Raw genomic sequence first — 25,755 nt, 5'->3', positions numbered from 1 at the left:
AGCCGTCGCCGTCCTCCCGTCCCACGCCAGGTTCCACGAAGGCGGCTGGGACTGCTCCACTGACGGGAGCCATGACCGGTCCCGGCGTGTCGGCCGCGCTGGCGCGCCTCCGTGCGGCACAGTTGACCGACGTGGCCTACGATCTCGCGCTCGCGGTGAGCGCGGGGGATACCGCGACCGGACGGGTGACGGTGTCGTTCACCCAGCGCTCGCCGGGGGATGTCGTGCTCGACTTCCGCGGGCTGTCGGTGAGCGACGGCCGGATCAACGGCACCGCCTGGCCGGAGATCGTGACGGCGTGGAATCGGCACCACCTCGTCATTCCGGCGGCGCGTCTGCGCCGCGGCCGCAACGCGGTCGAGGTGGCGTTCGAGACGCCGGTCGCACAGGCCGGCGCCAGTATCATCCGCAACCGTGATGTCACCGACGGCAACGTGTATTTGTACACGCTGCTCGTGCCGTCCGATGCCAACCTGCTCTTCCCCTGCTTCGACCAGCCCGATCTCAAGGCCAAGGTCAGCCTGACGCTGACGACGCCATCGACGTGGCGAGCGCTGGCGAACGGCGCCGAGATCGGCACCGACACCGTGGGACCATCGGTCAGGCATCGCTTCCGCGAGACGGAGCGACTCAGCACGTATCTGATTGCCTTCGCGGCCGGTCCGTGGGCCAGCGTGACGCGCACCGTGGCCACGAGCACGTCGGCGGCGCCGGTGCCCGTGTCGCTCTGGATGCGACAGTCGCGCCGCGCCGAAGCGGAGAGCGACACGTTGATCGAGATGAACGCGCGGGCGTTGCGGTGGCTGGGCGATTGGTTCGGCATTCCCTACGCCTTCCACAAGTTCGATGCATTGCTCGCCCCGGCGTTTCCGTTCGGCGGCATGGAGCATCCCGGCGCCGTGTTCTACAATGAAGAGAGTTTCATCTACCGCGAGCGCGCCACCGTGTCGCAGTTGCTTGGCCGACAGGCGACGACGTTTCATGAAGTCGCGCACCAGTGGTTCGGCGACTACCTCACGATGCGCTGGTTCGACGACCTGTGGCTGAAGGAGGGCTTCGCCACCTACATGGCGGCCCGCATGCAAGCCGATCTCGAGCCCGCGTCGAATGCGTGGAAGACGTTCTACCTGCGCAACAAGCCGGTGGCGTACGCGACCGACGCGACGGCGGGAACGACGCCGATCTGGCAGCAGCTGGGTAACCTCGATCAGGCGAAGAGCAACTACGGACCGATCGTGTACAACAAGGCGCCGGGCGTGCTGAAGCAGCTCGAGTATCTCGTGGGGGCAGCGGCGTTTCAGCGCGGTGTGCAGGACTTCCTGCGCGGCCACGCCTATGGCAACGGCACGTGGCGCGAATTGCTGGCCAGCGTGGGCCAGGCGGCGCATCGCGACCTGACGGCGTGGGGACAGGCGTGGATGCTGCGCCCCGGCATGCCGCTGGTGGAGCAGCGCCTCACCGTACGCAACGGCGTCGTACAGCGCTTGGCGCTGGTGCAACGCGCAGCGCAGCCGGCGCTGTCGGGACGCGGTGCGTGGCCGCTCAAGGTGCAGGTCTTGCTGTATTACGCCAACCAGCAGCCGGTGCGGCTGCCGGTGGAGCTGCGCGGCGATACCACTATTGTGGCGGCAGCGGCCGGGCGACCAGCGCCCGACTTCGTGTTCGCGAACGACGGTGACTATGGCTACGCGATCGTGCTCCCCGATTCGATGAGCGTGCAGTGGCTCGAGCAGCACATCACCGACGTGGACGATGATTTCCTGCGCGCGATGGTGTGGGGCGCGCTGTGGGACCTGGTGCGTGAGGCGCGGCTGTCGCCGACGCGCTATGCGGAGATGGTGCTGCGCGCGTTGCCCACCGAACGGGACGAGCAGATCTCCGGCACACTGGTGGGGCGCTTGGTGACCGTCATCGGGCGCTACAGCGATGACGCGACACGTGAAGCGCTGCTGGCGCGCGCCGAGCCGCTGCTGCTGGCGGGCGCCGCCGACAGCGCGCGGAGTTATGGCCAGCGCAAGACGCAGTTGGATGCGGTGATCGGACTCGCGCGGTCGTCGGCCTCGCTGCAGCGGCTGGATCGCTGGCTCGATGGCGATACGGCCGCCGGTCTGGCGCTCCGACCGCCCACGCGGTGGTCGATCGTGACACGCCTGGTGGCGCGCACCGCTCCCACGGCGGCGGCGCGTCTCGCGGCCGAAGCGCGCCGCGATTCCACGAGCGAGGGGCAACGTCAGGCGTTTGTGGCGGACGCCGCGCGCCCGGATTCGGCGCATAAGCGGGCGCTGTTCACGCGCTGGTTCGCGGACGCGTCATTGAATGAGGAGTGGGTGACGTCGAGCCTGCGCAGCTTCCACGATCTGGATCAGTCGGCACTGACGTCGGCGTATCTGGTGCCCGCGCTCGATACCCTGCCGTGGATTCAGCAGAATCGCCGCATCTTTTTCTTGGGGAGCTGGCTGGGGGCCACGATCGGGGGGCAAGGCGACGCCGAGGCGCTGCTGCGGATTGACCGCTGGCTGGCCGCGCATGGAGCGCTGCCGCCCGACCTCCAGCAGAAGATCCGGCAAAGCCGTGACGAGCTCGAGCGTACGGTGCGGATCCGGCAGGTGTTCGCAGCGGGCGCGGCTCGTCCCTGATCGCGAGCTGAGCGCCGCTGCGACGAGGGGCTGATCGTATCGGGCTCCAGCCGACGGAGACCACACGATTTGAAGGTGTGACCTAGCTGGGGGGGTGGCGCTGTTGATAGCTTTGGGTCCAGTTGCGGTGTCTGGATTGCGTGACTGTTGTGTCCCGATCTGGCACCAAAAGAGCCGACCGCATGACGAGACAGGTTCGTCGTGCGGCCGGCGCCCCCTCCCGCTCCGCCTTTCCCTCCATCGGAGACCCTCTATGGGTAGGTTTTTCTCACTCGCCGCCGCTGCGTTTGCGGTTGCCGTGCTGCCGCTTCACGCGGATGCACAAACCCGAGATGTCTCGGGTAAGGTGACGCAGGCTGTCGTCGGCACCCCCATCGCCGACGTCACCGTCAGCATCGTCGGACAGCAGGTTGGTGTCCGCACCAACGAACGCGGCGAATTCCGCATGCGCGTACCCTCGGGCGAGGTGGTCTTGCTCGCGCGCCAGCTGGGCTTCAAGCGCCAGACGATCCGGCTTGGTCCGACCGAAAACACGGCCAACTTCGTCCTGGAAAAGGACGTGCTGCAGCTGGAAGGCGTGACGGTGACCGGTGCTGCCACCACGGTGGATCGCCGCGTGGCGGCCACGGCCGTGGCCTCCGTGAGCTCGCTGGAACTCAATCGCGTCCCGGCCCGCTCCATCGAGAGCAACCTGGCCGGTAAGGTGGCGGGCGCGCGCATTTTCGAAAACAGCGGTGCGCCGGGCGGTGGTGCTCAGGTGCAGATCCGCGGCGCCACCTCCGTGCTGGGTCAGGGTGACCCGCTGTACGTGGTGGACGGTGTGATCGTCTCCAACGCGGGTGTCTCGTCGGGTGCCTCGGCGATCACGCGCGCCGGTGGTACGGTGGGTTCGAACCAAGACCAGGTGGTAAACCGCTTGGCCGATCTCAATCCGAACGACATTGAGAGCGTTGAAGTGCTGAAGTCGGCCGCGGCGACGGCCATTTACGGGTCGCGCGCCACCAACGGCGTGGTGGTGATCACCACGAAGAAGGGCTCCGCCGGTCAGCCCAAGTGGAACGTGACGCAGCGCGTTGGCACTCAGCAGCTCATGCGCTCGCTGGGCCATCGCCAGTACGCCACGCTCACCGACGTGCTGCCGTTTGTCGGTGGCCCGGTGGGCGAGGCAGCGGCGCGTGCAGCGTGCACGCCCAACTGCACCAACTACGACTGGCAGGGACAGCTGTACGGCCGCACCGATCCGTCGTACGAGACGCTCATTTCGTCGTCGGGCGGTTCGGGGAACACCCGTTACTTCGCCTCGCTCAATGACCGGCAGGAGTCGGGCATCATGATCAACACCGGCGCCCGGCGCACCGGTGGCCGTATCAACCTCGACCAGACGCTCGGCAGCAAGCTCACCGCCAGCATGGGCCTCGACGTTACGCGCAACTTCCTGCAGCGCGGTATCGGCAACAACAACAACGCCGGTGTCAGCCCCACGTACGTGTTCGGCTACACGCCGGCGATCATCGACCTGAACACCAAGCTTGCGAACGGCCGCTACCCCAACATGCCCTTCTACGGCGGCGGCGTGGGGATCGCGAATCCGTTTGAAGTGATCCGTGACATTCAGAGCGATGAATCGGTGTTCCGTCAGGCCGGTAACATCCGCCTCAACTACACGGCGCTGAGCACGGCCCGTCACAGCGTCCAGATCTCGAGTCTCACCGGCGTGGACCGCTTCCAGCAGGAAGGCGTGCAGTACTCGCCCAACTATCTGCAGTTTGAACCGGCCGACGGCTTCCTGGGCACGGCCGGCCAGAACAACGTCTCAAGCCTCCAGACCAACGCCGGCTTGAATGCGGTGTGGACCTGGACCCCCGCCAACAAGCTGGTGACGTCGTTCACCACCTCGGTGGGTGGTACCTATGAGCGGCAGAAGCAGGAGATCTACCGCATCCGTGGCCGTGGTCTGCTCCCCACGCGCCGGATTGCCGCCAACGCGCAGGACATCGCAACGGAAGACACGCGCACCGAGTTCCGCGACCAGTCGTACTACGTGAACGAGCAGGTGCTGTTGTTGGACGAGAAGCTGGCCCTCAACGTGGGCTTCCGTGCCGACCGCTCGAGCGCCAATGGCGACCGGGGAATGTTCTACCTGTTTCCGAAGTACTCCGGCTCGTACCGCTTCGTGAAGCCGCTCACGGACAAGATCGACGAAGTCAAGTTCCGCGGCGCATGGGGACAGTCGGGCAATCGCCCGCGCTACGGTGATCGCGACATCCTGTACGCCGACGGTGGTCTGATCGGTGGCCAGAATTCGCTCGTCTCCAACGGGTTGCTCGGCAACACGGGCATCAAGCCGGAAGTCATGAACGAGTTGGAGTTCGGTATGGACGCCCAGCTCTTCGGTTCGCGCGTTGGTGTTGAAGTCACGCGCTACCAGCGGAAGATCACCGACCTGCTGCTCACCTTCCCGCTGCCGCCGTCGTCGGGGTTGGGTAACCAGATCATTAATGGTGGTCAGCTGTCGGTGCTGGGTACTGAAGGCGTGCTCTCGCTGGTGCCGATCCGCCGTGGCAACTTCGAGTGGACCAGCCGCATCATCTACAACGCCAACGTCCAGTACACCAACGACATCCCGGTTCCGGCCTTCCCGGTGCCCGGCTCGTTCGGTGCGGCGTATGGCCGGAATCGCATCACGCCAAACCTCCGCTCCACGTACATCTGGTCGAATGCGCCGCTGGGTGCGAATGGCGCGGTGCGTGACACGATCACGGGGGACGCGAACCCTATTCACACCACCACCTTCAACAACGACTTCACGTGGAAGCGCTTCACGTTCTCGGCGTTGCTGGACTGGCGGGCGGGCGGTTTCGTGTCGAACATGACGAACAACCTGTGGGACGAAGGCAAGCAGTCGCGCGACTACGATGAAGCGGCGCCGACCTCCATGCTCCCGGGCTCTCGCCCGTGCGGCGCCACGGAGACGTTGGGATTGTGCCGCTTCAACACCTTCAACGCCGGTGACACGCGCGTCTACATGCAGAACGCGTCGTACGTGAAGCTGCGTGAAATCACGATCAACTATCAGGCGCCGGATTCGTGGGCCCAGAAGATCCCTGGTGGCAAGTCGCTGCGCTTCAACCTCAGCGGCCGTAACCTCGCACTCTTCTCCGATTACTGGGGCTTCGATCCGGAGTTCAACAACTTCGGCAACACGAACTTCAACCGGTTCATCGACCTCGCGCCGTTCCCGCCGAGCCGTCAGTTCTTCTTCAGCGTCGACGTGGGGTTCTGATCCATGACGACCACTCATAATTCCGGCGCTTCGCGGATGACCAAGCAGACCACGCGCACCCTGGGTGCGCTGTCCCTCGCGTCGCTGTCGCTTGCTGCGTGCAGCAAGGACACGCTCAACATCACCAACCCCAACACGCCCACGGTTGCCGCTGCCAGCGCCGACCCGCAGGCGCTGCAGCTGCTGGCTACCGGCCTGCTCCGGCAGAACCGGAACAGCCGCGGCGGCTTCATCACCGAGACTGGCCGGTTCGGGCGTGAAGCCTACGTGTATACGCCGTCGGAAGGGCGCAACACGTCGGCGTACCTCATCGGGATTTCCGGACAGAACCGGCTCGATCCGGCCGGCTTTGCCGTGGGCAGCTGGGGCGGCCCGTACGGCAACCTGCGCGACGCGTTCAACTTCAAGAACACGGTGGCGACGTCGACGCTCACGGCGGAGCAGAAGCGCGCCGCTCTGGGTTTCGCCAAAACCATTGAAGGCATCGAGCTGCTCACGGTGATCGCCACCCGCGACACCATCGGTGCGGTGGTGCAGATCAACAAGGACGCAACGGACCTCGCGCCGTTTGTGTCGCGTGACTCCGTCTACCGGTTCCTCCAGAACGTGCTGGATGAAGCGGCGGCCGATCTGGCGGCGGGTGGAGCGGCGTTCCCGTTCAGCCTGAACTCGGGATTCACCGGCTTTAACACGCCGGCCACATTCCGCCAGTTCAATCGCGCGATGGCGGCACGGGCAGCGGCGTATCATGCCACGGCTGGCGGCGGCGCCGCGGCGTGGACGCGGGCCCGTACGGCGCTCGATGCCTCGTTCATTAACGTGAACGCGACCTCGGCGACGGCCTACAATGTGGGCGTGTACCACCCGTACGCGGCGGCTCCCGACGTCACCAACCCCTTGGCGACGGCCACCAACACGGACCTGTACGCTCACATGTCCATCGACGCCGACGCGCCCCTCAAGGCCGACGGCACCAAGGACAACCGCTTCCTGGCCAAGATCGGAACGCGGCCAGTGCGGAATGCGCCGCAGGGGCTGGGTGCCCCGTCGTCGCTGGGCTTCCAGATCTATCCGGCCATCACCACGTCCATCCCGATCATCCGCAACGAAGAGCTCATGCTCCTCCGCGCTGAGATCCTGTTGGCGACCGGTGATAAGGCCGGGGCCCTCGCGATGATCAACAACATCCGCGTGAACTCGGGTGGCCTTGCGCCCAGCACGCTCACCGCGTCATCGCCGGACGCGGATATCGTGACCGAGATCCTCGTGCAGAAGCGCTACTCGCTGCTGCTCGAAGGACACCGGTGGGTTGACATGCGCCGCTATGGCCGACTCAACCAGCTGCCGCTGGACCTCACCTCGGGGGTGAACGCGCACTTTGTAGCGCGGGTGCAACCGTTGCCGCAGGGTGAGTGCCTGGTGCGTGCGGGTAAGACCGGTGCGCTGGCCGGACCGGGCTGCTAGTTGAGTAGGGAGTAGGGAGTACGACGAAACGCCCCCGTGAGAATTTTCTCACGGGGGCGTTTTGCTACGGCGCAGGCTATCGATCAGTATCCGTCGCGCGTCCAGAACGCCACCACCCCACACCGCCGGTCGACTCCGCCAAACTGCGGTGGTACCGTGGCCGCGCCCGAATACACCTCGATGCCCGCGATTTGCTTGGGTGGTGGCAGCAGGTCCAGGTTGAAGTTGCGCGGTAAAATGATGCCGTCGAGGATGACCTGCATGGCGCAGGCTTGCTGCTGCTGGGAGTCGGTGAAGCCACCGGCCTCACGTCGCGAGTAGACCTGGGTGCCGGCGAACGCCTGGGTCGTCACCTGCGACACCTCCACCCCGCGCATGTAGCGCAGGAAGTCGGAGCTCTGGATCGACCCGCGCCGCTCGATCTCCTCCTGTGTGATGAACTGCCCCTGCCCCTGCTGTCGGCGCTTCTCGAAGTCGAGCATGCGCATGGTGACGCGGCTGCCGCGCACCCGCACGGTATCGAGCAGGTTGTTGGAGCGCAGAAGCGTGTAGGAGAGGCGCAACGTGTCTTTGTCCGGGACGTCGATGATACCCGAGGTTGGTGCGAAACCAATGCGCCGTACCACAATCAAGTACTGGCCAGGCGGCACCTGCAGCATCCGGAAGCGGCCATTCTCGCCGGTCACCACGCGCGCCGCCGTACCCACCACGGAGATATCGGCGCTCACGAGGGGACGGAGCAGCGTGTCGGTGACGACGCCATCAATCACGGATTGCGCACCGGCCAGCCGACGGGCGGCGGCGTCGGCGCGATCGCGTTCCTGTGCCGCGCGATCGAGCACGGTCGTTCGCTGCTGGGCGCGCAACTCCGTTGCGAGGAACGGTACGCCACAGAGCGTGGCCACGGCGAGGTAGTGTCGGACACGCGACGAGGATACGGACGTTTTGCTCATGGCTGAATCATAGCGAGACACGCTCTCCGCTTAGTGTACTGGACAGGCGGCGCCGGGTTGAGGCGCCTACTTCTTCTTGAGGTCACCGCACGCCACGATGATGCCCATGGCGGCGGACGCGTCGTGGATGTTGACGTAGTACGTCGTCGTGTCGGCCAAGGCGACGGCCAAAGTAGCCTTGCCCGTGCCCTGCCCCTTGTCGTTGATGGCGATGGGCACATACGCGCGCCCACCGCCCACTACCCCACCGCTCTTCTCACAGGTCCCGGTATGGATGTGCCACGGCCGCGTGGCCCCAGGGGTGTCGTCGGTCAGCGTGACGGCGATCTCGGTCCCAGTGCCGTCCTTGGTTGGCGTCACGGTTGCCGTGCCATGTGCCTTGCGCCCATCCTTGCCGACCAGCGTCGCGGCGTAATCGGTGAGGGGTCTGGCGATGGCAAAGAGGACGGCGCTCTGGCCGACGAGGGCGGCGCTGAGCGCCATCCAGCGAGAAGTCGTACGGCGGGGCATCAGACACTCCGGTGTGAGGACGAGAGACAAACTACGGACGGCGAGCGGGAGGCCGAGCGCTTGGACGTGGCCTTGGCGGTCGCCGAGTGGTACCGCGGTCCGCTCGCACACCCTCGATGACGAACATCGCGGTGAAGAGCAGCACCGCGACGCCGATGATGGCCAAGAGCGCGCGTGTTCGAGTGGCGCCAGTGGTGATGACGAAGGTCCCGACCAGCACCGGCACGAAGAGCAGCACCACGCGCATCACGAGGCGATCAAACGGACCCGGTACGATCTTGGTGGTGCGCGGCGTGATCCCGAGTCGATACTCGGCTTCGCCGGCGAGGCGGAACACGCCGTCCTCGATCGCCAGGAACCAGCGCACGGGCGCTACGCGGGTGATCCGTGCCCGAAGCGTCGCCTTCATGCCGGTACGCGATCGAAGAGCGATGGCGGATCCGACGTGTCATCCCAGCCAATCGGGTCCCCCACGGCAATGTCGCCGTCGTCGAGGATCACCGCGAACGCCCCGCCGCCCCATGCGGGCCGCATGACGGCCTGCAGCCCCGGATACACCTCATCCATTTGGTGACATGGCTTCGTCTCGCCGGCGATCTGCACGCGCACCCCACCAAGGCGGAGCACGCGCCCGCGCGAATTCACGAGCGGGATCCCGCGCACCAGTACGTTGGCGCGTCGACGTATGGGGCCCAGGGCCGGATCGTCGTCGCGCCCGAGGGCCGCCAGATGTTCGGCCCAACGCTCGGCCTCGAGGAAGGTGATCTGCCGCCGGCCGCGCTGATTCGCGTTGCCCACGAGTCCACGCTGCGTACGCAGGCTCGCCGATGCCACGGGATCCATGGGGCCTCGCTTGGCGCGCTTGAGCCAGATCTGTTCGATGATGCCAGACGGCAGGAGCGGAGTGGACATCAGGTGCGCTCCACGATGCGATCGATGAGAAAGCTGGACTGCTCAAGCGCTTCGGCAGTGAAGTCGCCGAAGAACGTACGCACGTCATCGAAGAGGCGCGAGAATGCCGCTTGGTCACCGCGGGCGAGGATGTCGGCGACATCCTGCACCGACTGACCGAAGGCCGCGGTGATCTCGGCAGTGCCCGGATTCCGCATCTCGATGGAGCCGTAGAGGGCGGGATCCTGCGCGAAATGCCGTGCCGCGACGTACAACTCCAACAGGTAGGCCGGAGAGGTAAAGGGCAACGTCTCCGCCAGCGGCACCCCGAGGCGACTGAGCGTGAGCCCCTGCACCTGCGTCTGAAAGTGCGTGAGCACCTGCACGACCGACATCGCCCGATCGTGCTGCGCCGCCGTCGCTTCGGTGACGACAAGACCTCGGGCGGCGAACGACTGCGCGACCCAATCCGCCCAGGTATCGCCGCGAGCGCGACAGACGACCACGCGCTGCCCCTGCAGCGTGTGCACGCTGGGTCCGAACATGGGATGGGTGCCGACCACGCTGGCACCCGTCACCGCGAGCATGGCTTGCATGGGCGCCTCCTTCACGCTGGTCACATCCATCAGCAGCGCGTCGTCACGCACGTGAGGGCCGACGGCGCGAATGACCGCCTCGGTGACGTCGATCGGCACACTCACCACGACGACGTCGGCCACCGCCGCTGCCTCCTCGGCGCGTAGGTCGGTGTCCGTGTCGACGAGGAGCAGGCGGTGGCCGAGGTCGCCGAAGAGGCGCGACAGGACGCGACCGATGCGTCCGTGTCCGCCGATGATCGCGATGGTGTACGAGGCGGCATCCATGGGGACTTCGGCCCGCAGCGCGGCCTGATGATCACGACTCGAGCGCATCAGCAACCGGAAGATCGACTCGGTCTCATCACTGGGGAGACCCAGTTCGCGCGCATGCTCATGGCGATCTCGCAGCAGTTCACGCTCGCGGCTCGCGTCGCGAATCTTGAGGCCGTACTGACGCTTGTAGGCGGCGACTTCCGCCACCAGCGCCATGCGCTTGGCCATGATCTGCAACAGGTCACGATCGAGCGCGTCGATCATGGCGCGCACGACGGGGAGCGGCCGCGGGGTGTCAGCCATGCGCACGCCGACAGCAACGCGTCACGCCGGCACTCCGTATCCCGCGGAAGCTCGAAACGAGCGTCATGATCGCGGGACTCAACAGGATCCGTCTCATTGAAGTCATCCGTATGAACGTAGCGTGCTCCCGGTGGTTCGTCACGATCAAGCTCGAGCCGGTGCCGACGGTGAGTACGTCGTCACGAATACAGCACCGGCACCGGCAACGGCGAGCAGCAACGGCGAACAGCAACAGCGAACAGCAACAGAGAAGAGCAACGGCCTGAACACGGATTGCACTGATTACGCGGACAACAACACGGATAAGCAAACGGCGATTCTTTCGCTTATCCGTGTTGGTTCTGTGTAATCTGTGTAATCTGTGTAATCTGTGACATCCGTGTTCTGGCTTGTGCCGTTGGCGCTCACAGGCTTGGCTGGTACCGCCCCCACACCTTCTCCAAGGTATCCGCAATCTCGCCGACCGATGCGCGCACGCGCACGGCATCGATGATGCGCGGCATGAGCGGGGCGCGGGCCCCGACATGGGCGGGCAGGTATTCGGGGGCGATGTCGGCGATGGCCTGCAGTGCTACCTGTACCGCCGCGTTATCGCGCGTCGCCTTCACCCGCGTCAGTGCGGCGACTTGACCGACTTCGAGTGCGCTGAAGTCGGGCGCCGGAATGATCGGCGGATCCTGTCCGTCGCCGAACTTGTTGACGCCGACAACGACGGTCTCACCGGCCTCTACACGCAACTGATATTCGTAGGCGCTGCGGCCGATTTCCTCCTGAAAGAAACCGGCGCGAATCGCGGCCGCGGCGCCACCGAGCGCGTCGACCTTCTCGAGCAGTGCGAGCGCCCGCGCTTCCACGGCATCGGTCAGCTGTTCCACATACCAGCTGCCGGCGAGCGGATCGGCGGTTTGCGCGACGCCCGACTCGTACCCGACGATCTGCTGCGTGCGTAGCGCGAGCGTGGCCGCTTCGGCGGTGGGCAGCGCGAGCGCTTCGTCGTAGCCGTTGGTGTGCAGCGACTGCGTGCCCCCGAGTGTGGCGGCCAACGCCTGCACGGTCACGCGCACCACGTTGTTGAGGGGCTGCTGCGCGGTGAGCGTAACGCCGCCGGTCTGCGTGTGAAAGCGTAGCTTGCAGCTGGCGTCGTTGGCACCGAAGCGCTCACGCATGAGGCGGGCCCACAACCGACGCGCGGCGCGGAACTTGGCGACCTCCTCGAAGAGGTCGCTGTGCGCCGCGAAGAAGAACGACAGGCGCGGCGCAAAGGCATCGACGGCGAGTCCGGTGTCGACGGCCTGTTGCACGTAGGCGATGGCATCGGCGAAGGTGAACGCCACTTCCTGCACGGCGGTGGCGCCCGCTTCGCGGATGTGGTAGCCCGAGATGGAAATCGGATTCCACTGCGGCACTTCGGCCGCACAGAAGCGGAACATCTCGGCCGTGAGCGCGAGCGAGGGATCGGGCGGATAGATATACGTGCCGCGCGCGATGTATTCCTTGAGAATGTCGTTCTGCACCGTACCCGAGAGCGCTGCGCGTGCAATGCCGCGTTCTTCCGCCACCACGATGTACATCGCCAGCAACGTGGACGCCGTCGAGTTGATGGTCATCGACGACGAGACTTTGTCGAGCGGAATGCCGTCGAGCAGCACGTGCATGTCGTCGACCGTATCGATAGCCACGCCGACGCGCCCCACTTCACCACTCGCCCGCGGCGAGTCGGAGTCGATGCCCATCTGCGTGGGCAGGTCGAAGGCGACCGAGAGCCCGGTCTGCCCCGCCTCCAGCAGCAGGCGAAAGCGCTCGTTGGTGGCACGCGCCGTGCCGAAGCCCGCGTACTGGCGCATCGTCCAGAGACGACCGCGGTACATCGTGGGCTGCACACCGCGCGTGAAGGGAAACTGACCGGGATCGGCCAGATCACGCGCGTAGTCAACACGGGCGTCGTCCGGACGGACGACGCCGGGAATCGGAATGCCGGAGGGGGAGATTCGCTCGCTCATCCCTCCAATCTAGCGATCAGGACGCTGGCGTCGGAGCCGGCGTCGCGGGTCGGCTGCCACGCCGCTCAGGAATGCCGGGCGCGACGTACTGCGGGAGCGGGAACTCGGACACGGTTTCCACTTCCGCCTTGCTGCCAAGGTAGAGCGGCGTGCGCTCGTGCAGCTCGGTGGGCTGCACATCGAGGATGCGGCCGTACCCGTTCGTGGCCAAGCCGCCCGCCTGCTCGGCGATAAAGGCCAACGGATTCGCCTCGTACAGCAGCCGCAACTTGCCCTTGGGCGACTTCTCGTTGGCGGGATAGCAGAACACGCCGCCGCCGAGGAGGTTGCGATGGAAGTCGGCCACGAGCGATCCCACGTAGCGCACGTTCAACGGCGCCCGCTGACCGTCCAACCCGCGATAGCGACGCATGAGCGCGCGCGTGGGCTCCGGCCAATCCTGCTCGTAGGCATCGTTCACGGAGAGATACCGCGCCCGCGCCGGGATCTGAATGTTGGGATGCGACAGCAGGAACTCGCCGATGGACGGGTCGAGCGTAAAGCCGTGGGCACCCTGCCCCGTGGTGTACACCAGCATCGTGCTCGAGCCGTAGATCACGTAGCCGGCGGCCACCTGACGGCGCCCCGGCTGGAGCATGTCCTCCATCTCGCCGCGTGCGCCGCGGGTGATCTTCTGGTACACCGAGAAGATGGTGCCAACGGGCACGTTGACGTCGATGTTGGACGATCCATCGAGGGGATCGAACAGCAGCACATACTTGCCGGCGCGGAAGCCTTCGGGAATGTGGATGATGTCCGGCTCCTCTTCGGACGCCATGGCACACAACCGGCCACCATGATCGAATGCCTTGACGATGATTTCGTTGGAAATCACGTCGAGCTTCTGCTGCACCTCCCCCTGGACGTTCACGTCGCTGGTCGCGCCGAGAATGTCCGCGAGTCCGGCACTTCGCACTTTGTTCGCGATCATCTTGCCGGCGAGCGCCATGTCGTAGAGGATGCCGGACAATTCGCCGGTGGCCTCGGGGAACATGCGTTCCTGCTCGATGATGAAACGTTCGATCGTGACGACGGAGGTCGCAGTATGCCTGACCACGGTTCTACTCCTGGGGGGAGACGGGCGCGCAGGAGCGCAGCAGCGTTTGACCCCGACCCGGCGGATCGGCGAGAGACGCATGGAAGGACGGTTGGTACCCTGGCGGCGAACGCGGAGCGCACGTCGTCCATCGTGCAAACTGGCGTACGTGGGGATCGTCGGGCAAGAGCCACACGCGCGCCGGCACGGTCGATCAGCGTCGTGCGGCGGATCGTTCGGCGATTCGCCAGCGGTCGCCGTGCGCCACCGCGTCGAGCCAGAGGCCGTTCGTGGTGATGACGACCGACCCTTCGAGGTCGGAACGGAGCAACGGCACGTTCCACCCCGCGAAACGCGCGAGTACCTCCGGAGACGGGTGCCGATAGCGGTTGCCGGCACCAACCGACACCAACCCCACGAGCGGGTCGACGGCGCGCACGAAGTCCGCCGACGAGCTGGTCCGGCTACCGTGATGACCAAGCTTCAGCACGTCGGCCTGCAGCGCGTCCGGCGGAAGCCGCTCCAACAGCCAGGATTCTTCCTGCCCTTCGGCGTCGCCCATGAACAGGAAGCGTCGGCGGCCGTACGAGACGCGGAGCACCACGGACGTTTCGTTCGCATCGTGCTGTGCCGCCGTCCAGCTCGAGTCGGGGGCGAGCACGTCGATGGTGACACCGTCGAGCTGCCAGCGTTGACCAGGGTGCACCCGGCGCCACGGTTTTCCGCTCTCGCGGAGCGCCACCAGCGCGCGGCGGTAGCCGGTACTCGACGTGACGAATGCCGGCTCCCACCATTGCCGTGGCGTGAGCGCGGCGATCACGCTGGCCGCCCCGCCGACATGATCCTCGTGCGCGTGCGACAGGACCATGAGCGCGACGGCGCCCCCACGGCGCTGCACGTAGGGCACGACGGCGCGGCGGCCGGCATCACCGCCATCCCACGACGGCCCCGCGTCGATGAGTACCCACCGACCACGCGGCGTTCTGAGCGCAAAGGCGTCGCCCTGTCCCACGTCGATCATGTGGAGTTCGAGCACCCCCGGCCCCGCATGCAGCGTCGGAAGCCAGACCGCCGCCGTCAACGCCATCCCCGCGATCAGCAGCCATGGGCCGGTGCGGCGCGCCGCCGTGGCCCGAACGATTGCCAGTGAGGCGAGTCCGGCGGCGACTGCGGTGGCCAACGTCGGCGCGACGTGCACCACGGCGAGCGGGATCGCCGCGGCGATGCCGGCAATCCAGTCGAGCAGCGCCATGGGGGGACCGCTGGCGTCCGCAATCGTGTTCGCCACGACGTCGAGCGGACTGGTCAGGAGCGCGAGAAACAGCGCCGGTTGCAGAAACGCCACGATGGGCCCCGCCAAGATGTTCGTGACCGGCGCCAACAGGCTCACGCGGCCGAAGGTCCACGCGATGAGCGGTGCGGTGACGACGGTGGCGACCACGCCCGTGATGGTTTCGCGCACGAGCCACCGCGCGACGCCCCTTCGCGTGACGAGCCAGCGCTGCGTACGGACCAGCGTGCGGTACAGCGCCCCGCGCCAGCTCCCGGAGCGGCCGTCGCGCGACGACACCGGCAGCGAGAGGGCGTAGGGCTGCCAGCGCCGCAGGATCGCTCGCGCGGCCACCAAGGCGGCCATGCCGCTGACGCTCAACTGCCAGCCCAGATCGAGTACGACCAACGGCTGCACCGTGGGGATCACGGCCCCCAGAGCGAGGGCCGTCCATTCATGCAACGGACGCTGCCAGACCGTGGAGAGCATCACCGTGAGCAGCATGACGGCGCTACGCACGGCGGGCGCCGGCGCTCCCAGCATGGCGACGTAGACAAGAATGAGCGTCAGCGAGGCACTGGCCCCGACGGTCGCGGAGAGTCGCAGGGCGGCCGTGATCGTGAGTAGGGCCGACGCGATGATCGCCACATGCATCCCCGACACCGATAGCATGTGGACCAGTCCCGCGTCGGCGAACCGGTCGCGCACCGATGGGAGGATCCCGTCCTGATCGGCGATCACCAGAGCGCGTACCAGCGGTGCCCGCTCGCCGAACAGCCGATCGATCGTGTCGCCCGCCCGGCCGCGGGCGGCGCGCAGCCAGTCGCGGCCGACCGGTGCCTGCGCGGAATCAACCAGGAGCCGTATCCCGCGATCGGTCACCATCGCACGGCCCTGCACGGCCGCGATGTCCCCCGCCCGAAGCGGGCGCGGCATCCCGGCAGGCAGCCGAACCGATGCCGCGACCGCGCAGCGACCGGTGCCCAGTGAGAAGCGCACGAGTCCGCGTCCGCGCGGGGTCGGCGTCGGCACCGTGGTACCGCTGCGGCGACGGCGCGCACGCTGTTCGACCGCGCCGCGCCCGGTGATCGCCCCGTCGAACACGAGCGACAGGGGCTCATCTCGAGCCAACCGTGCGACGGCGACCGTTCGGCAGAGCCGAGCCCGGTCGGCCGCGGACGCACTCGCCAGCACCCCGGCGAGCCCGATCGCACTGAATGCCAGCCACGTGGTCGACCTCAGACGAGGCGACCACATGACCACGAGCGGGACACTGCCCGCGGCGAGTACGAGCACCCCGGGTGGGGCCGCAAGCACCGGCCCCATCCACGGCGGCTGCGCGCCGGAATCGCCGACCAGGGCCCCCACGAACAGGCCCGTCAGCCACCATCCGGCGGCATGAATGAGAAGCGGCATCACACACGATGTCGCTCACCCGTGGGGTATGCCGCATCGGAATGCGGCGCGCGCGTTCACCGGAACGCGCGCCCAACGAAACCGCGAGGGCCTAGCCGGCCATCATCGGCAGCGGCTGGCGCTCCGCCTGCCCGCCTATGGGCGTACCCATGAACGTGGCGCCGGTGGTACCACTGAGCTTGACGGTGAGGTACTCACCGATCGAGCCGGCATCGGCGGGTACCATGATGGTTTTGAAGTCGCGCGAGCGCGCCTGCAGCAGTTCGCCGTCGCGAGCGACTTTCTCGATGAGCACTTCGACCGTGTCGCCGAGGCGGCGCATGTTGTTCTCGCGCGAAATACCGCGCACCGTTTTCAGCAGCAACTCAAACCGGGTGGCCACCAGCTCGTCGGGGATCGTCCACTCGGCGGGCATGCGCGTGGCCGGGGTGCCTTCGCGCGGCGAGAACTTGAACATGAACGCGTCGTCGAAGCGCACTTCCTGACACAGCGACAGCGTGTCAGCGAACTCGTCGTCGGTCTCACTAGGAAAGCCGACGATGATATCGGTGGTGAGCGCCAGCCCGGGAATCGCCGCGCGCATCCGTTCTACGCAGGCGAGATAGTCCTCACGCGAGTAGCGCCGCAGCATTTTCTTGAGCATCGACGTGGACCCACTCTGCATCGGCAAATGGATGTGCTCACACACGGTGGGCACCTCCGCCATGGCCGCGATCACGCGATCGGAGAAGTCATTGGGGTGCGGACTCGTGTAGCGCACGCGGCGGATGCCGTCCACCGCGCCGACCGCGCGCAGCAAGTCGGCGAAGTCGTGCGTGCCGTCGTTGTACGAGTTGACCGTCTGGCCCAGCAGCACCACTTCGGTGAGCCCCTGACTCACCACCTCATGCACTTCGCGCACGACCTCGTGGAGCTTGCGGCTCCGTTCGGGACCGCGCGTGGTCGGCACAATGCAGTAGGTGCAGCGATAGTCGCAACCGCGCTGCACCGGGATCCACGCCTTCACCCCTTCGAAGCGACGGGCGACGACGTCTTCGTAGTGTTCTTCGAGATCGAAGTCGGTGGCGGTGAACTTCTCGCCGCGGCGCGCCCCGTCGAGGAGTTCGGGGAGCGCGCGATAGCCGTCGGGGCCGACGACGATCGAGACGTGCTTCGCCTGCTCGAGCACACGGGGCCCAAGTCGCTGCGCCATGCAGCCGGTGACGCCCATGACACTCCCGGCGCGCATAAACTTCTTGAGTTCGCCGAGCCGGCCGATCACCCGCGTCTCGGCGTTCTCGCGAATCGCACAGGTGTTCACGAGAATCACGTCGGCACCGTCTGGCACGTCCACCGCGTCGTAGCCGCTGGCCACGAGCTTGCCGTACATGAGCTCTGAATCCGCCACGTTCATCTGGCAGCCGTAGGTCTCGATGTAGACGGTGGGGCGCGGGGCGCTGATGGGGTTCCCCTTCACCGGCGTCGGGCTCGCGGGCGTCTCACGCATGGGTCAGTTCCGCGGACGGATCTGAATACCGATGCCAAGGAGCCACGCCGATTCCTTGAACGCGCTGCCGGACATCGTGCGGCTGGCACGCTGCACCGACAGGTCGAGCGTTGCATCTTCGCCGGCAACCGGTACGCCGAGTCCGGCCGAGAAACGGTTTTCCCGCGCGGTCTGCCCCACGATGCCAAAAGGCAGTGCGTTGCGGGCGTACCCGGCGCGAACAAGCAGCGGCAAACCGCGAAACTTCGGACCGGCGACTTCCGCACCGGCGTGCCAGTTCGTGGCGTCCGAGGCGATGGTGGTCGCCGATCCGAGCGAGGTCATGGCGGACCAGGCGATCTGCTCCATGCCGACGGCGAACACCGAGCCGACGATTCCGTCGTAGCGCAACGCGATGCCGGTGCGGGTGGGCACGCTGGCTTTCGAGACGATCGTGTCGCGAATGCGCGCGTTGAGTTCGTTCCCCCGACGATAGGAAGCGAGGGCCGTGAACCCCTTGCCCAGCGTTGCTTCGCCACCGACTGACAGCGCGGTGCCGAAGTAGGTGACGCGGGAGGAGTCGAGCACACTGCCGAAGGCGAGCGTATCGGCGAACGTGCGCTCGCGGGTAGCGCGGTGCTCGCCTGTATACAGATGGCCCGCGACGCCCACGCGGAAGCGCGACGACAGCTGCCAGCCGGCACCGGCGCGGAGATCATTGATGGCCCCCCGCACCTGGGTCTGATCGTTGGTGGGCACGCTCCTCCCGTCGATCCGCGCACTCCCGATCGTGGTCGTCGCGAAGGTGCGATCGAGGAAACTGGTCGCACTGAGGCTGATGGCCACGCCGCGGCGCGCCGGCAAGATGAGCATGATGAGCGGAATACGCTGCAAGGTGCTCTTCTCGCTCACGCCGTTCACGGTGAGCGTGCGGAGTTCCGGCTCGGTCTGTGCCGTGATGACGGTGCGGCTGACGCCACCGATCGCCGCCGGGTTGGTGGGCGTGAGGGCGTCGAATTCCGCGAAGGCGCCGCCGGTGCCGTTGGTGCGCACGCTGCCGCCGCCCACGGGGTACCCGAAGCCCTGCATGCCGATAGAAGCCTGGGCGCCGGCCGTCGGCGCCACCAGCACCGCGGCGAGCAGCGCGAGTGCGGCGCGGGGTACGATAGGTCGGAGTCGAGTGCGGATCACGGGAGGACGAACTCCGAACGCGGGAGATAAGTGATTCGCAGGCGTGGGCGCAGAGTGACCGGCGCTTCGCTGGAGAAAAAGCGCAGTTCCGCCGGTTGCGCGCCTTCGAGGCCGATCTTGAAGGCGATGGCCCGCGGGACATTCGTGGGCAACGTGCGCCACGTCCGGGCGAGGGCGAGCACATTTACCGCCCGCACGCCGGCCGACGACGGCACCAGCAGCGTGGAGTCGACGCCGGCAAACGAACCGGCCGCCGCCAGATCGAGAATGCGACGCAGGTCCGTCACGACACTTGTGGTCGTGGGAACGAGGGCGAAGAGGCCGACGGGATCCGCGGCATTTCCGAAACTCGACGCCTGCTGGGTGAGCAACACCTCGGCGCGCACGATGGTGCTGGAATCCGTAATGCGCGATGGCACGTTGAAGCGCAGATACGACCGATACGCCGGGAACCCGCCCACGAGGAGCGTATTGGCGCCGGGCGGCGGTGACGCGAGATCGCTGAGCATGTACACCGCGTACGCCAGTTCGACGTCGGCGGTGGAGTTAGGCACGATCGTGCTGGGCGAAATCTGCTGCGGGGCGTAGGTGGTGTCGGTGCTTGGATCGAACACGACCGTGGGCGCGCCAGCGCCGGCCACGAAGGCGACCGCACGCAGCTGTCCGGACCCGCCGCGCATGCGCACCCCGAGTCGCAGCCGCCCCTTCGCGGCAATCTTGGCGGCCATCACCGTTCGCGAGAACGGAATCCGGAGCGAGTCGCCGAGCGCGGACGGCGTCACCACCAACGAACCGATTCGTCGATCCGGCCGGAACAGCGACCGCACCACCGACGCGACCGAATCGGACGCCGTGGTATCGACGTCGTACACTTCGAGCGTGACCGGGGTGGTGCCGCGGCGTCCCGTGCTGTCGAGCGGGAAGCGCAGGTACACCGAGTCGACGGCCGTAATGGAATCGACCGTGGCCCCCTTGTTCGGACTGAACACCGTCGGCAACGCATCGAACCGCAGAACGGCGCTGGTGACGACCGTGTCCGGGCGATTGGCGATCAGGATGTACGGCGCAAGCCCGAGCGTGGGAAAGCCGCTGAGCGAGCTGTCGAGGACGACCGCATCGACAATGGTGTCGCGGAAGGACTCCGCCTTCGCCGGACACAACGACGGGCAGGCAGCGCCCCCATCGAGCGACTCGGTGCAGGCGGCGGCCGAAACGGCCGCGAGCACGAGTCCGCAGAGCAGAAGGGGGCCGCGACGACGCGGCCAGAAGGTAAATCGGACGCGCTCAGGCATTCTCGAGCGAAGCAGGCGTGAATGGCGCAGGCAACAGTTCCGCCAGCGACCAGCGCGCCGTGAGCCCATCGGGCGTCACGGCGAAGATTTCAAGCGCTGGGGCGAACTCCACCAGCGCCTGTCGACAGATCCCGCACGGTGGCGTCGGTGCCGCCGCCGCCGACGTGATCACGATGCGCACAAACCGACGCGCCCCCGCGGCAATCGCCGCGCCGAGCGCAACGCGCTCCGCACAGGTCCCGGCCGGATACGACGCGTTCTCCACGTTGCAACCCGCGTACACCTGCCCGTCGTCCGTTTCCAGCGCGGCGCCGACGGGATAGTGCGAATACGGGCACCACGCATTGGCGCGCGCCGCGTCGGCCGCGGAGCGCAGATGGGCGATACTCATGCGTGCAACAGGCCGGGCAGAAATGATGTACCGCGGCCGCGCCACGACAGACCGAACCAGTCGGCCACCGTCGCGCCAAGATCAGCGAACGTCTCCCGCTCACCCAGATTCCCCCCGCGCACGCGCGCGCCGACCACCAGCAGCGGCACGCGCTCGCGCGCGTGGTCGGTTGATGGCGTGGTGGGATCGTTGCCGTGGTCGGCGGTGATGAAGAGCAGGTCGTCCTCCCGAAGTGCAGCCAACAGGCTTGGCAGGGCGCGGTCGAACGCTTCGAGCGCCCCCTGAAAGCCGCGGACATCGTTTCGATGTCCGAACAACTGGTCGAAATCTACCAGATTGGCGAAGCAGAACCCACGCGGCGCCGAATTCAGCCAGTCGAGGATCGCGGACACCCCCTCGGCGTTGTCGACGGTGTGCCGCGACGTGATGCCGCGACCGGCAAACAGATCGTCCACCTTCCCGACCCCGCTCCGCGGAATTCCCGCCTCGCCGAGCGCGTCGAGCAGCGTGACCCCGGGCGGTTGGAGGGAGTAGTCGCGCCGATTGGCTGTACGCTGCCACGCGCCTGGAGTTCCCACGAACGGACGGGCAATGACCCGCGACACGTCGTGCGGCGCCACGAGCTGCTCGCGGGCAATTTCGCAGGCGCGGTACAGCTCCTCAAGCGGGATCCACGCCTCGTGGGCCGCAATCTGGAAGACGGAGTCGGCCGATGTATACACGATCCACGCGCCGGCGTCGCGGGCCTGTTCGGCAAAATCGGCGATCACCGCCGTCCCGCTCGCGACACAGTTTGCCACCACGGGGCGACCAGTCGCCCGCTCGAACGCGGCGATGACGCTCGGCGGGAACCCCTGCGGATATGTAGGGAACGGCTGCGCCAGATGGAGTCCGGCAAGCTCCCAGTGTCCCGTGGTGGAGTCCTTGCCCGACGACCGAGGGATGAGCGTTCCCCACGCCCCGATGGGATGGGCTACCGGCTCGACGCCCTGGATCGGGGCCACGTGACCGAGGCCGAGGCGGGCGAGGTTCGGCAGATCGAGACCGCCCACCGCCCGCGCCACATTGCCGATCGTATTGCTCCCGGTGTCGCCGTAGGCCGCCGTGTCGGGGGCCTCGCCGCATCCCACGCCGTCGAGCACCAGCAGCACCGCGCGGCGACTCGTGGTTTCCGACATCAGGGGCTCGATGAGAGGGGCCGGGCCGGCACGCGCAGGGCGAGTCCGACCAGGAGTTCGTACGGCGACAGGTCGGCCATCTCGGCCACCTGCTCGGTGCTCACCGTGGCCGCACCATCGGTGCCGATGAGTGTGGCCACATCGCCGACGGCGCACGGAACGTCGGTGACGTCGACCATGATCATGTCCATGGTAACCCGACCTGCGACGGGACACCGCACTCCACCGAGGAGGACCTCGCCGCGATTGGTCAGGTGGCGTCGGTATCCATCGGCGTACCCCGCCGAAATCGTGGCGATGCGGGACGGCCGCGCCGCCGTCCAGGTGGCGCCGTAGCTCACCGTCTCGCCGGGCGTGACGTCGCGGATATCGACCACCCGTGCCCGCAGGTGCACGACCTGTCGCAGCCCGAGCAGCGCACTGAACATGCCGCCATACACGGCGATGCCGGGACGGGCCAGCGAACCGGGGGAGAGTCGCGCGCGACTGGCGATGCCGGCGCTGTTGTCGCTGTGCCGGAGCACCGCCGCCGGGAGGGCGTCGCCGAGGGCCAGCATGGCGTCCACGAACCGCGCATCCTGCTCATCGCGGGAGTCGATGTCCTCGTCGGCCGAGTGGAAGTGCGTAAACACGCCCTCCGGCGGATGCGCGCGGAGGACGTCCCGCAGGGACTCGACCTGATCCCAGCGCACCCCGGCGCGCGCCATGCCGGTATCGATCGACAGATGGTACGGGCGCAGCTCGCCCCCCGGCCCAGCGCTGGCCCAGGCGCGGATATCGGACGCGCGATGCAGAGCCGGGCGCACCCCGAGCGTGTGCGCCCGCGGCAGTTCCGACGCCAGCAGCGGCGTGAGGCAGACGATCCGCCCACGACAGCCAGCCTCGCGCAGTTCGGCCGCCTCGTCGAGGGAGGCGATGCCAAGCCCCCACGGGGCCTCAGGGGTCGCCGGCGTGCGATCGAAGGGCACGCCCAGCGCCCGGCTCACCAGGACTGCGCCAACGCCGTAGGCGTTCGCCTTCACCATGACGATCAGCGGGACGCCGGCACGCGTGCGCAGCTGGCGCACGTTATGGCGCACCGCCTCGAGATCAACGTCGAGCCAGGCGCGATCGGTGGCGGGATATATTGACGCGGTCACTCGCACATCCTAAGCAGCCAACGACGTACGGAGAAGCGATGCAACGGACGATGGACGACGCGCTGGCCCTGATGCGGGATCTGCGGGCACGCTGCGAATGGGACCGGGTGCAGACGCACCGCTCGCTCCGCCCGTATCTGATCGAGGAGGCGCACGAGGTCGACGAGGCGATCGGCCAAGGTAACGACGCGACGCTGCGCGACGAGCTGGGCGATCTGTTCCTTCAGGTCCTGTTCCACTCGGTGGTGGCCGAGGAGCGCGGCGCGTTCACGATGCAGGACATCGCCGGCGCGCTGGTGGCGAAGATGCAGGCGCGGCATCCGCACCTGTACGGCGACGGGATCAAGCGCAGCTGGGAGTCGATGAAGGCGGCCAAGGCCAAGCGGTCAACGTTGGAGGAGGGGCTCCCGGCGGGGCTGCCCTCCCTGCACCGGGCCCACCGGCTGCAGGACCGCGCCGCCGGGGTGGGCTTCGATTGGCCCAACGCCCTCGGCCCGCTGGAGAAAGTGCGTGAGGAGATCGAGGAGCTGGCGGCCCACGTGAGTCCCGACGGCACGGTGGCCGATCAGGACCAGTTCGAGGCCGAGCTGGGCGACCTGTTGTTTGCGGTGGTCAATCTGGCGCGCAAGACCGGCGTGCACGGCGCGCTGGCACTGGACCGGACCAACGCGAAGTTCGTGCGGCGCTACGCCGCCATGGAGGCGCTGGCGACGGCGGACGGCGTGGAGCTGACGGCGCTCTCGCTGGAAGACCAGGACCGGTACTGGGACGCGGTCAAGCGATCGGAGCGCTCAGGGTGAGAGCCTTCCCATCATGCGCGGGAACGGGATCACTTCGCGAATGTGCTCGATGCCGCAGATCCAGGCGATCGTGCGCTCGAGGCCGAGTCCGAAGCCCGAGTGGGTGAACGTGCCGTACTTGCGGAGGTCGAGATACCATCCGTACGCCTCAACCGGGAGCCCTTCGTGCGTGAGCCGCGCAAGGATCTTGTCGTAGTCGTCTTCGCGCTGTGAGCCGCCAATGATTTCACCGCGCCCTTCGGGCGCGAGCAGGTCGGCGCAGCGCACGGTGCGCGGATCGAGGGGGTTCTCCTTCATGTAGAACGCCTTCGCTTCCTTCGGATAGTTCACCACGAACACCGGGCGCTGATACTCGTCGACGATGAGCGCTTCGTCGGGGGCGCCCAGGTCATCGCCCCACACGATGTCGCTCCCCTTGCCCTGCGCCAGCTTCACGGCGTCGCCGTAATCGAGACGCACGAACGGCTGCGACACGCAATCGAGTTTGCTCGTGTCGCGCTCGAGCACCTTGAGCTCCTCCTGACGACGTTCCAACACGCGCTCCACCAGGTAGCGCACGAACGCTTCCTGCAGATCCATGTTGTCGTCCTGATCGTACCACGCCATTTCCGGTTCGATCATCCAGAACTCGGTGAGGTGACGACGCGTCTTCGACTTTTCGGCGCGGAAAGTAGGGCCGAAGGTGTAGATACGCCCCATCGCGGCGGCGAGGGCTTCGCCGTACAGCTGTCCCGTCTGCGCGAGATAGGCTGTGCCTTCGTCGAAGTAATCGGTGCTGAACAAGCCGGCCCGCTCGCCGATGGCGGCGGTGAGAATGGGCGTGTCGCAGCGGATGAAATCACGCGCGTAGAAGAAGTCGTGCACCGCCTGTTCGAGCTCGTGCCGCACGCGCATGATGGCGACCTGCCGCTGACTACGCAGCCAGAAGGCGCGGTGGTCGAGCAGAAAATCGATGCCGTGCTCCTTGGGCTGGATCGGATAGTCGTTGGGACTGGTGCCGATCACCTCGAGCGTCTGCACTCCCATCTCGAAGCCACCCGGCGCGCGCGCGTCGGCACGGACTTCCCCGGTGAGCGCCACCGACGCTTCCTGGGTCAGTTCGGCGAACGCATTCCACGAGGCTTCGGGCACCTCGGACTTTACCAGCACCGCTTGCAGGATCCCCGTGCCATCGCGGGCCACGACAAAGGCCACCTTGCCCTTGGAGCGCAGGTGGGTGACCCACGCGCGAACGGTGACGACGGCGCCGGCGTGGTGCTTGAGGTCGGCGATGCGGGTGCTGGATTGGTTCATCGGACGGCGAGTTGAAGGAGAGCGGTCAAGCTACACCAAAAGGCACTCACGCTCCAAGAGTCACGGGACGACGTGGCGCGCGCTCATCCCACGCGAAAGAGCTCAAGCGCGCGGGAGTAGCCCACGGTGAGCAGTCGCCGAAGGCCCAGATACGGCGGGGTCACGAGCTCCGGGTCCTCGCGGAGCACGCGCTCGGCCACTACGCGCGCCGTTTCGTTCAGCGCCTCGTCACGCAGCGGGTCGGCGATCCGGAACGCCGGCAGTCCGTGTTGCTTGGCGCCGAACAGGTCTCCCATCCCGCGCAACTGCAGATCGGCGCGGGCGATCTCGAAGCCGGCGTCGGGACCGGCCAAG

Annotated in this window: 19 protein-coding genes and 1 pseudogene; 4 read left to right on the top strand and 16 right to left on the bottom strand. The window is 67.0% G+C overall.

The window, feature by feature from the left end; translation table 11 throughout:
* Positions 1 to 71: 71 nt before the first annotated feature.
* From ACIRA7_RS03355 to ACIRA7_RS03345, 3 genes are all read left to right on the top strand, one after another.
* Entirely contained in the window at positions 72 to 2,636 is a 2,565-nt protein-coding gene (locus ACIRA7_RS03355; protein ID WP_396219395.1) for a M1 family metallopeptidase, read from the top strand.
* A gap of 253 nt (positions 2,637 to 2,889) precedes the next feature.
* Positions 2,890 to 5,919, top strand: coding sequence for a SusC/RagA family TonB-linked outer membrane protein (locus ACIRA7_RS03350; RefSeq protein ID WP_396219394.1), 3,030 nt, complete (start codon positions 2,890 to 2,892; stop codon positions 5,917 to 5,919).
* A 36-nt stretch (positions 5,920 to 5,955) separates the two neighbouring features.
* Positions 5,956 to 7,383 (top strand): RagB/SusD family nutrient uptake outer membrane protein, encoded by a 1,428-nt coding sequence (locus ACIRA7_RS03345; protein ID WP_396219393.1) that lies wholly within the window; start codon positions 5,956 to 5,958, stop codon positions 7,381 to 7,383.
* A gap of 83 nt (positions 7,384 to 7,466) precedes the next feature.
* Here the strand turns inward: ACIRA7_RS03345 and ACIRA7_RS03340 are convergent, their stop codons facing one another.
* The 14 genes from ACIRA7_RS03340 to alr all read right to left on the bottom strand — a co-directional run bounded on the left by ACIRA7_RS03340 (position 7,467) and on the right by alr (position 23,308).
* Positions 7,467 to 8,336, bottom strand: coding sequence for a carboxypeptidase regulatory-like domain-containing protein (locus tag ACIRA7_RS03340; RefSeq protein WP_396219392.1), 870 nt, complete (start codon positions 8,334 to 8,336; stop codon positions 7,467 to 7,469).
* A gap of 66 nt (positions 8,337 to 8,402) precedes the next feature.
* Positions 8,403 to 8,846 carry a hypothetical protein gene (locus ACIRA7_RS03335; RefSeq protein ID WP_396219391.1) on the bottom strand — a complete coding sequence of 148 codons (444 nt, stop codon included), beginning with the start codon at positions 8,844 to 8,846 and terminating at the stop codon, positions 8,403 to 8,405.
* 31 nt (positions 8,847 to 8,877) lie between these two features.
* Positions 8,878 to 9,255: a hypothetical protein gene (locus ACIRA7_RS03330; RefSeq protein ID WP_396219390.1), complete on the bottom strand. Its 378-nt coding sequence runs from the start codon at positions 9,253 to 9,255 to the stop codon at positions 8,878 to 8,880.
* On the bottom strand, positions 9,252 to 9,758 hold the full coding sequence (locus tag ACIRA7_RS03325; RefSeq protein ID WP_396219389.1) for an MOSC domain-containing protein: 507 nt from the start codon (positions 9,756 to 9,758) through the stop codon (positions 9,252 to 9,254). The genes ACIRA7_RS03330 and ACIRA7_RS03325 overlap by 4 nt, the downstream gene beginning before the upstream one ends.
* The gene (gene tyrA / locus ACIRA7_RS03320) at positions 9,758 to 10,891 is read right to left on the bottom strand and encodes a bifunctional chorismate mutase/prephenate dehydrogenase (protein WP_396219388.1); all 1,134 of its coding nucleotides are present in this window, start codon (positions 10,889 to 10,891) and stop codon (positions 9,758 to 9,760) included. The genes ACIRA7_RS03325 and tyrA overlap by 1 nt, the downstream gene beginning before the upstream one ends.
* Before the next feature lie 404 nt (positions 10,892 to 11,295).
* Entirely contained in the window at positions 11,296 to 12,891 is a 1,596-nt protein-coding gene (locus ACIRA7_RS03315) for a methylmalonyl-CoA mutase (RefSeq protein ID WP_396219387.1), read from the bottom strand.
* Between the two features lie 16 nt (positions 12,892 to 12,907).
* Positions 12,908 to 13,987 carry a class 1 fructose-bisphosphatase gene (fbp, locus tag ACIRA7_RS03310; RefSeq protein WP_396219386.1) on the bottom strand — a complete coding sequence of 360 codons (1,080 nt, stop codon included), beginning with the start codon at positions 13,985 to 13,987 and terminating at the stop codon, positions 12,908 to 12,910.
* A gap of 193 nt (positions 13,988 to 14,180) precedes the next feature.
* A complete protein-coding gene (locus tag ACIRA7_RS03305; protein ID WP_396219385.1) occupies positions 14,181 to 16,652 on the bottom strand; it encodes a DNA internalization-related competence protein ComEC/Rec2 in 2,472 nt (823 codons plus the stop codon).
* 91 nt (positions 16,653 to 16,743) lie between these two features.
* On the bottom strand, positions 16,744 to 18,138 hold the full coding sequence (miaB, locus tag ACIRA7_RS03300; protein ID WP_396219383.1) for a tRNA (N6-isopentenyl adenosine(37)-C2)-methylthiotransferase MiaB: 1,395 nt from the start codon (positions 18,136 to 18,138) through the stop codon (positions 16,744 to 16,746).
* A gap of 3 nt (positions 18,139 to 18,141) precedes the next feature.
* Positions 18,142 to 19,308 (bottom strand): hypothetical protein, encoded by a 1,167-nt coding sequence (locus ACIRA7_RS03295; RefSeq protein WP_396219382.1) that lies wholly within the window; start codon positions 19,306 to 19,308, stop codon positions 18,142 to 18,144.
* On the bottom strand, positions 19,305 to 20,600 hold the full coding sequence (locus tag ACIRA7_RS03290; RefSeq protein WP_396219381.1) for a hypothetical protein: 1,296 nt from the start codon (positions 20,598 to 20,600) through the stop codon (positions 19,305 to 19,307). Before ACIRA7_RS03290 ends, ACIRA7_RS03295 begins: the two co-directional genes overlap by 4 nt.
* Positions 20,593 to 20,991, bottom strand: coding sequence for a cytidine deaminase (gene cdd, locus ACIRA7_RS03285; RefSeq protein ID WP_396219380.1), 399 nt, complete (start codon positions 20,989 to 20,991; stop codon positions 20,593 to 20,595). Before cdd ends, ACIRA7_RS03290 begins: the two co-directional genes overlap by 8 nt.
* Positions 20,988 to 22,169: a phosphopentomutase gene (locus ACIRA7_RS03280; RefSeq protein WP_396219379.1), complete on the bottom strand. Its 1,182-nt coding sequence runs from the start codon at positions 22,167 to 22,169 to the stop codon at positions 20,988 to 20,990. Before ACIRA7_RS03280 ends, cdd begins: the two co-directional genes overlap by 4 nt.
* Positions 22,169 to 23,308 carry an alanine racemase gene (gene alr / locus ACIRA7_RS03275; RefSeq protein ID WP_396219378.1) on the bottom strand — a complete coding sequence of 380 codons (1,140 nt, stop codon included), beginning with the start codon at positions 23,306 to 23,308 and terminating at the stop codon, positions 22,169 to 22,171. Before alr ends, ACIRA7_RS03280 begins: the two co-directional genes overlap by 1 nt.
* A 38-nt stretch (positions 23,309 to 23,346) precedes the next feature.
* Here alr and mazG point away from each other — a divergent pair, with 38 nt between their 5' ends.
* Positions 23,347 to 24,108, top strand: coding sequence for a nucleoside triphosphate pyrophosphohydrolase (mazG, locus tag ACIRA7_RS03270; protein WP_396219377.1), 762 nt, complete (start codon positions 23,347 to 23,349; stop codon positions 24,106 to 24,108).
* Here mazG and asnS read toward each other — a convergent pair.
* Both asnS and ACIRA7_RS03260 read right to left on the bottom strand, forming a co-directional pair.
* The gene (gene asnS, locus ACIRA7_RS03265; protein ID WP_396219376.1) at positions 24,100 to 25,401 is read right to left on the bottom strand and encodes an asparagine--tRNA ligase; all 1,302 of its coding nucleotides are present in this window, start codon (positions 25,399 to 25,401) and stop codon (positions 24,100 to 24,102) included. The two genes, mazG and asnS, sit on opposite strands and share 9 nt — an antisense overlap.
* 83 nt (positions 25,402 to 25,484) lie before the next feature.
* Positions 25,485 to 25,755 (bottom strand): annotated as a pseudogene (locus tag ACIRA7_RS03260) (ATP-dependent DNA helicase RecG); the annotation flags it as partial.

Origin of the sequence: Gemmatimonas sp. (genome assembly GCF_044376735.1) — a bacterium.
Classification (GTDB): Bacteria; Gemmatimonadota; Gemmatimonadetes; order Gemmatimonadales; family Gemmatimonadaceae; genus Gemmatimonas.
Note: the sequence above shows the minus strand (reverse complement) of the source record. Positions and strands in the feature narration are given on the sequence as shown.

What these genes read in the sequence shown, in the direction of transcription:
- ACIRA7_RS03355 (WP_396219395.1), top strand. Translation starts at nt 72, where the DNA reads ATGACCGGTCCCGGCGTGTCGGCCGCGCTGGCGCGCCTCCGTGCGGCA.
- ACIRA7_RS03350 (WP_396219394.1), top strand. Translation starts at nt 2,890, where the DNA reads ATGGGTAGGTTTTTCTCACTCGCCGCCGCTGCGTTTGCGGTTGCCGTG.
- ACIRA7_RS03345 (WP_396219393.1), top strand. Translation starts at nt 5,956, where the DNA reads ATGACCAAGCAGACCACGCGCACCCTGGGTGCGCTGTCCCTCGCGTCG.
- ACIRA7_RS03340 (WP_396219392.1), bottom strand. Translation starts at nt 8,336, where the DNA reads ATGAGCAAAACGTCCGTATCCTCGTCGCGTGTCCGACACTACCTCGCC.
- ACIRA7_RS03335 (WP_396219391.1), bottom strand. Translation starts at nt 8,846, where the DNA reads ATGCCCCGCCGTACGACTTCTCGCTGGATGGCGCTCAGCGCCGCCCTC.
- ACIRA7_RS03330 (WP_396219390.1), bottom strand. Translation starts at nt 9,255, where the DNA reads ATGAAGGCGACGCTTCGGGCACGGATCACCCGCGTAGCGCCCGTGCGC.
- ACIRA7_RS03325 (WP_396219389.1), bottom strand. Translation starts at nt 9,758, where the DNA reads ATGTCCACTCCGCTCCTGCCGTCTGGCATCATCGAACAGATCTGGCTC.
- tyrA (WP_396219388.1), bottom strand. Translation starts at nt 10,891, where the DNA reads ATGGCTGACACCCCGCGGCCGCTCCCCGTCGTGCGCGCCATGATCGAC.
- ACIRA7_RS03315 (WP_396219387.1), bottom strand. Translation starts at nt 12,891, where the DNA reads ATGAGCGAGCGAATCTCCCCCTCCGGCATTCCGATTCCCGGCGTCGTC.
- ACIRA7_RS03305 (WP_396219385.1), bottom strand. Translation starts at nt 16,652, where the DNA reads ATGCCGCTTCTCATTCATGCCGCCGGATGGTGGCTGACGGGCCTGTTC.
- miaB (WP_396219383.1), bottom strand. Translation starts at nt 18,138, where the DNA reads ATGCGTGAGACGCCCGCGAGCCCGACGCCGGTGAAGGGGAACCCCATC.
- ACIRA7_RS03290 (WP_396219381.1), bottom strand. Translation starts at nt 20,600, where the DNA reads ATGCCTGAGCGCGTCCGATTTACCTTCTGGCCGCGTCGTCGCGGCCCC.
- cdd (WP_396219380.1), bottom strand. Translation starts at nt 20,991, where the DNA reads ATGAGTATCGCCCATCTGCGCTCCGCGGCCGACGCGGCGCGCGCCAAT.
- ACIRA7_RS03280 (WP_396219379.1), bottom strand. Translation starts at nt 22,169, where the DNA reads ATGTCGGAAACCACGAGTCGCCGCGCGGTGCTGCTGGTGCTCGACGGC.
- mazG (WP_396219377.1), top strand. Translation starts at nt 23,347, where the DNA reads ATGCAACGGACGATGGACGACGCGCTGGCCCTGATGCGGGATCTGCGG.
- asnS (WP_396219376.1), bottom strand. Translation starts at nt 25,401, where the DNA reads ATGAACCAATCCAGCACCCGCATCGCCGACCTCAAGCACCACGCCGGC.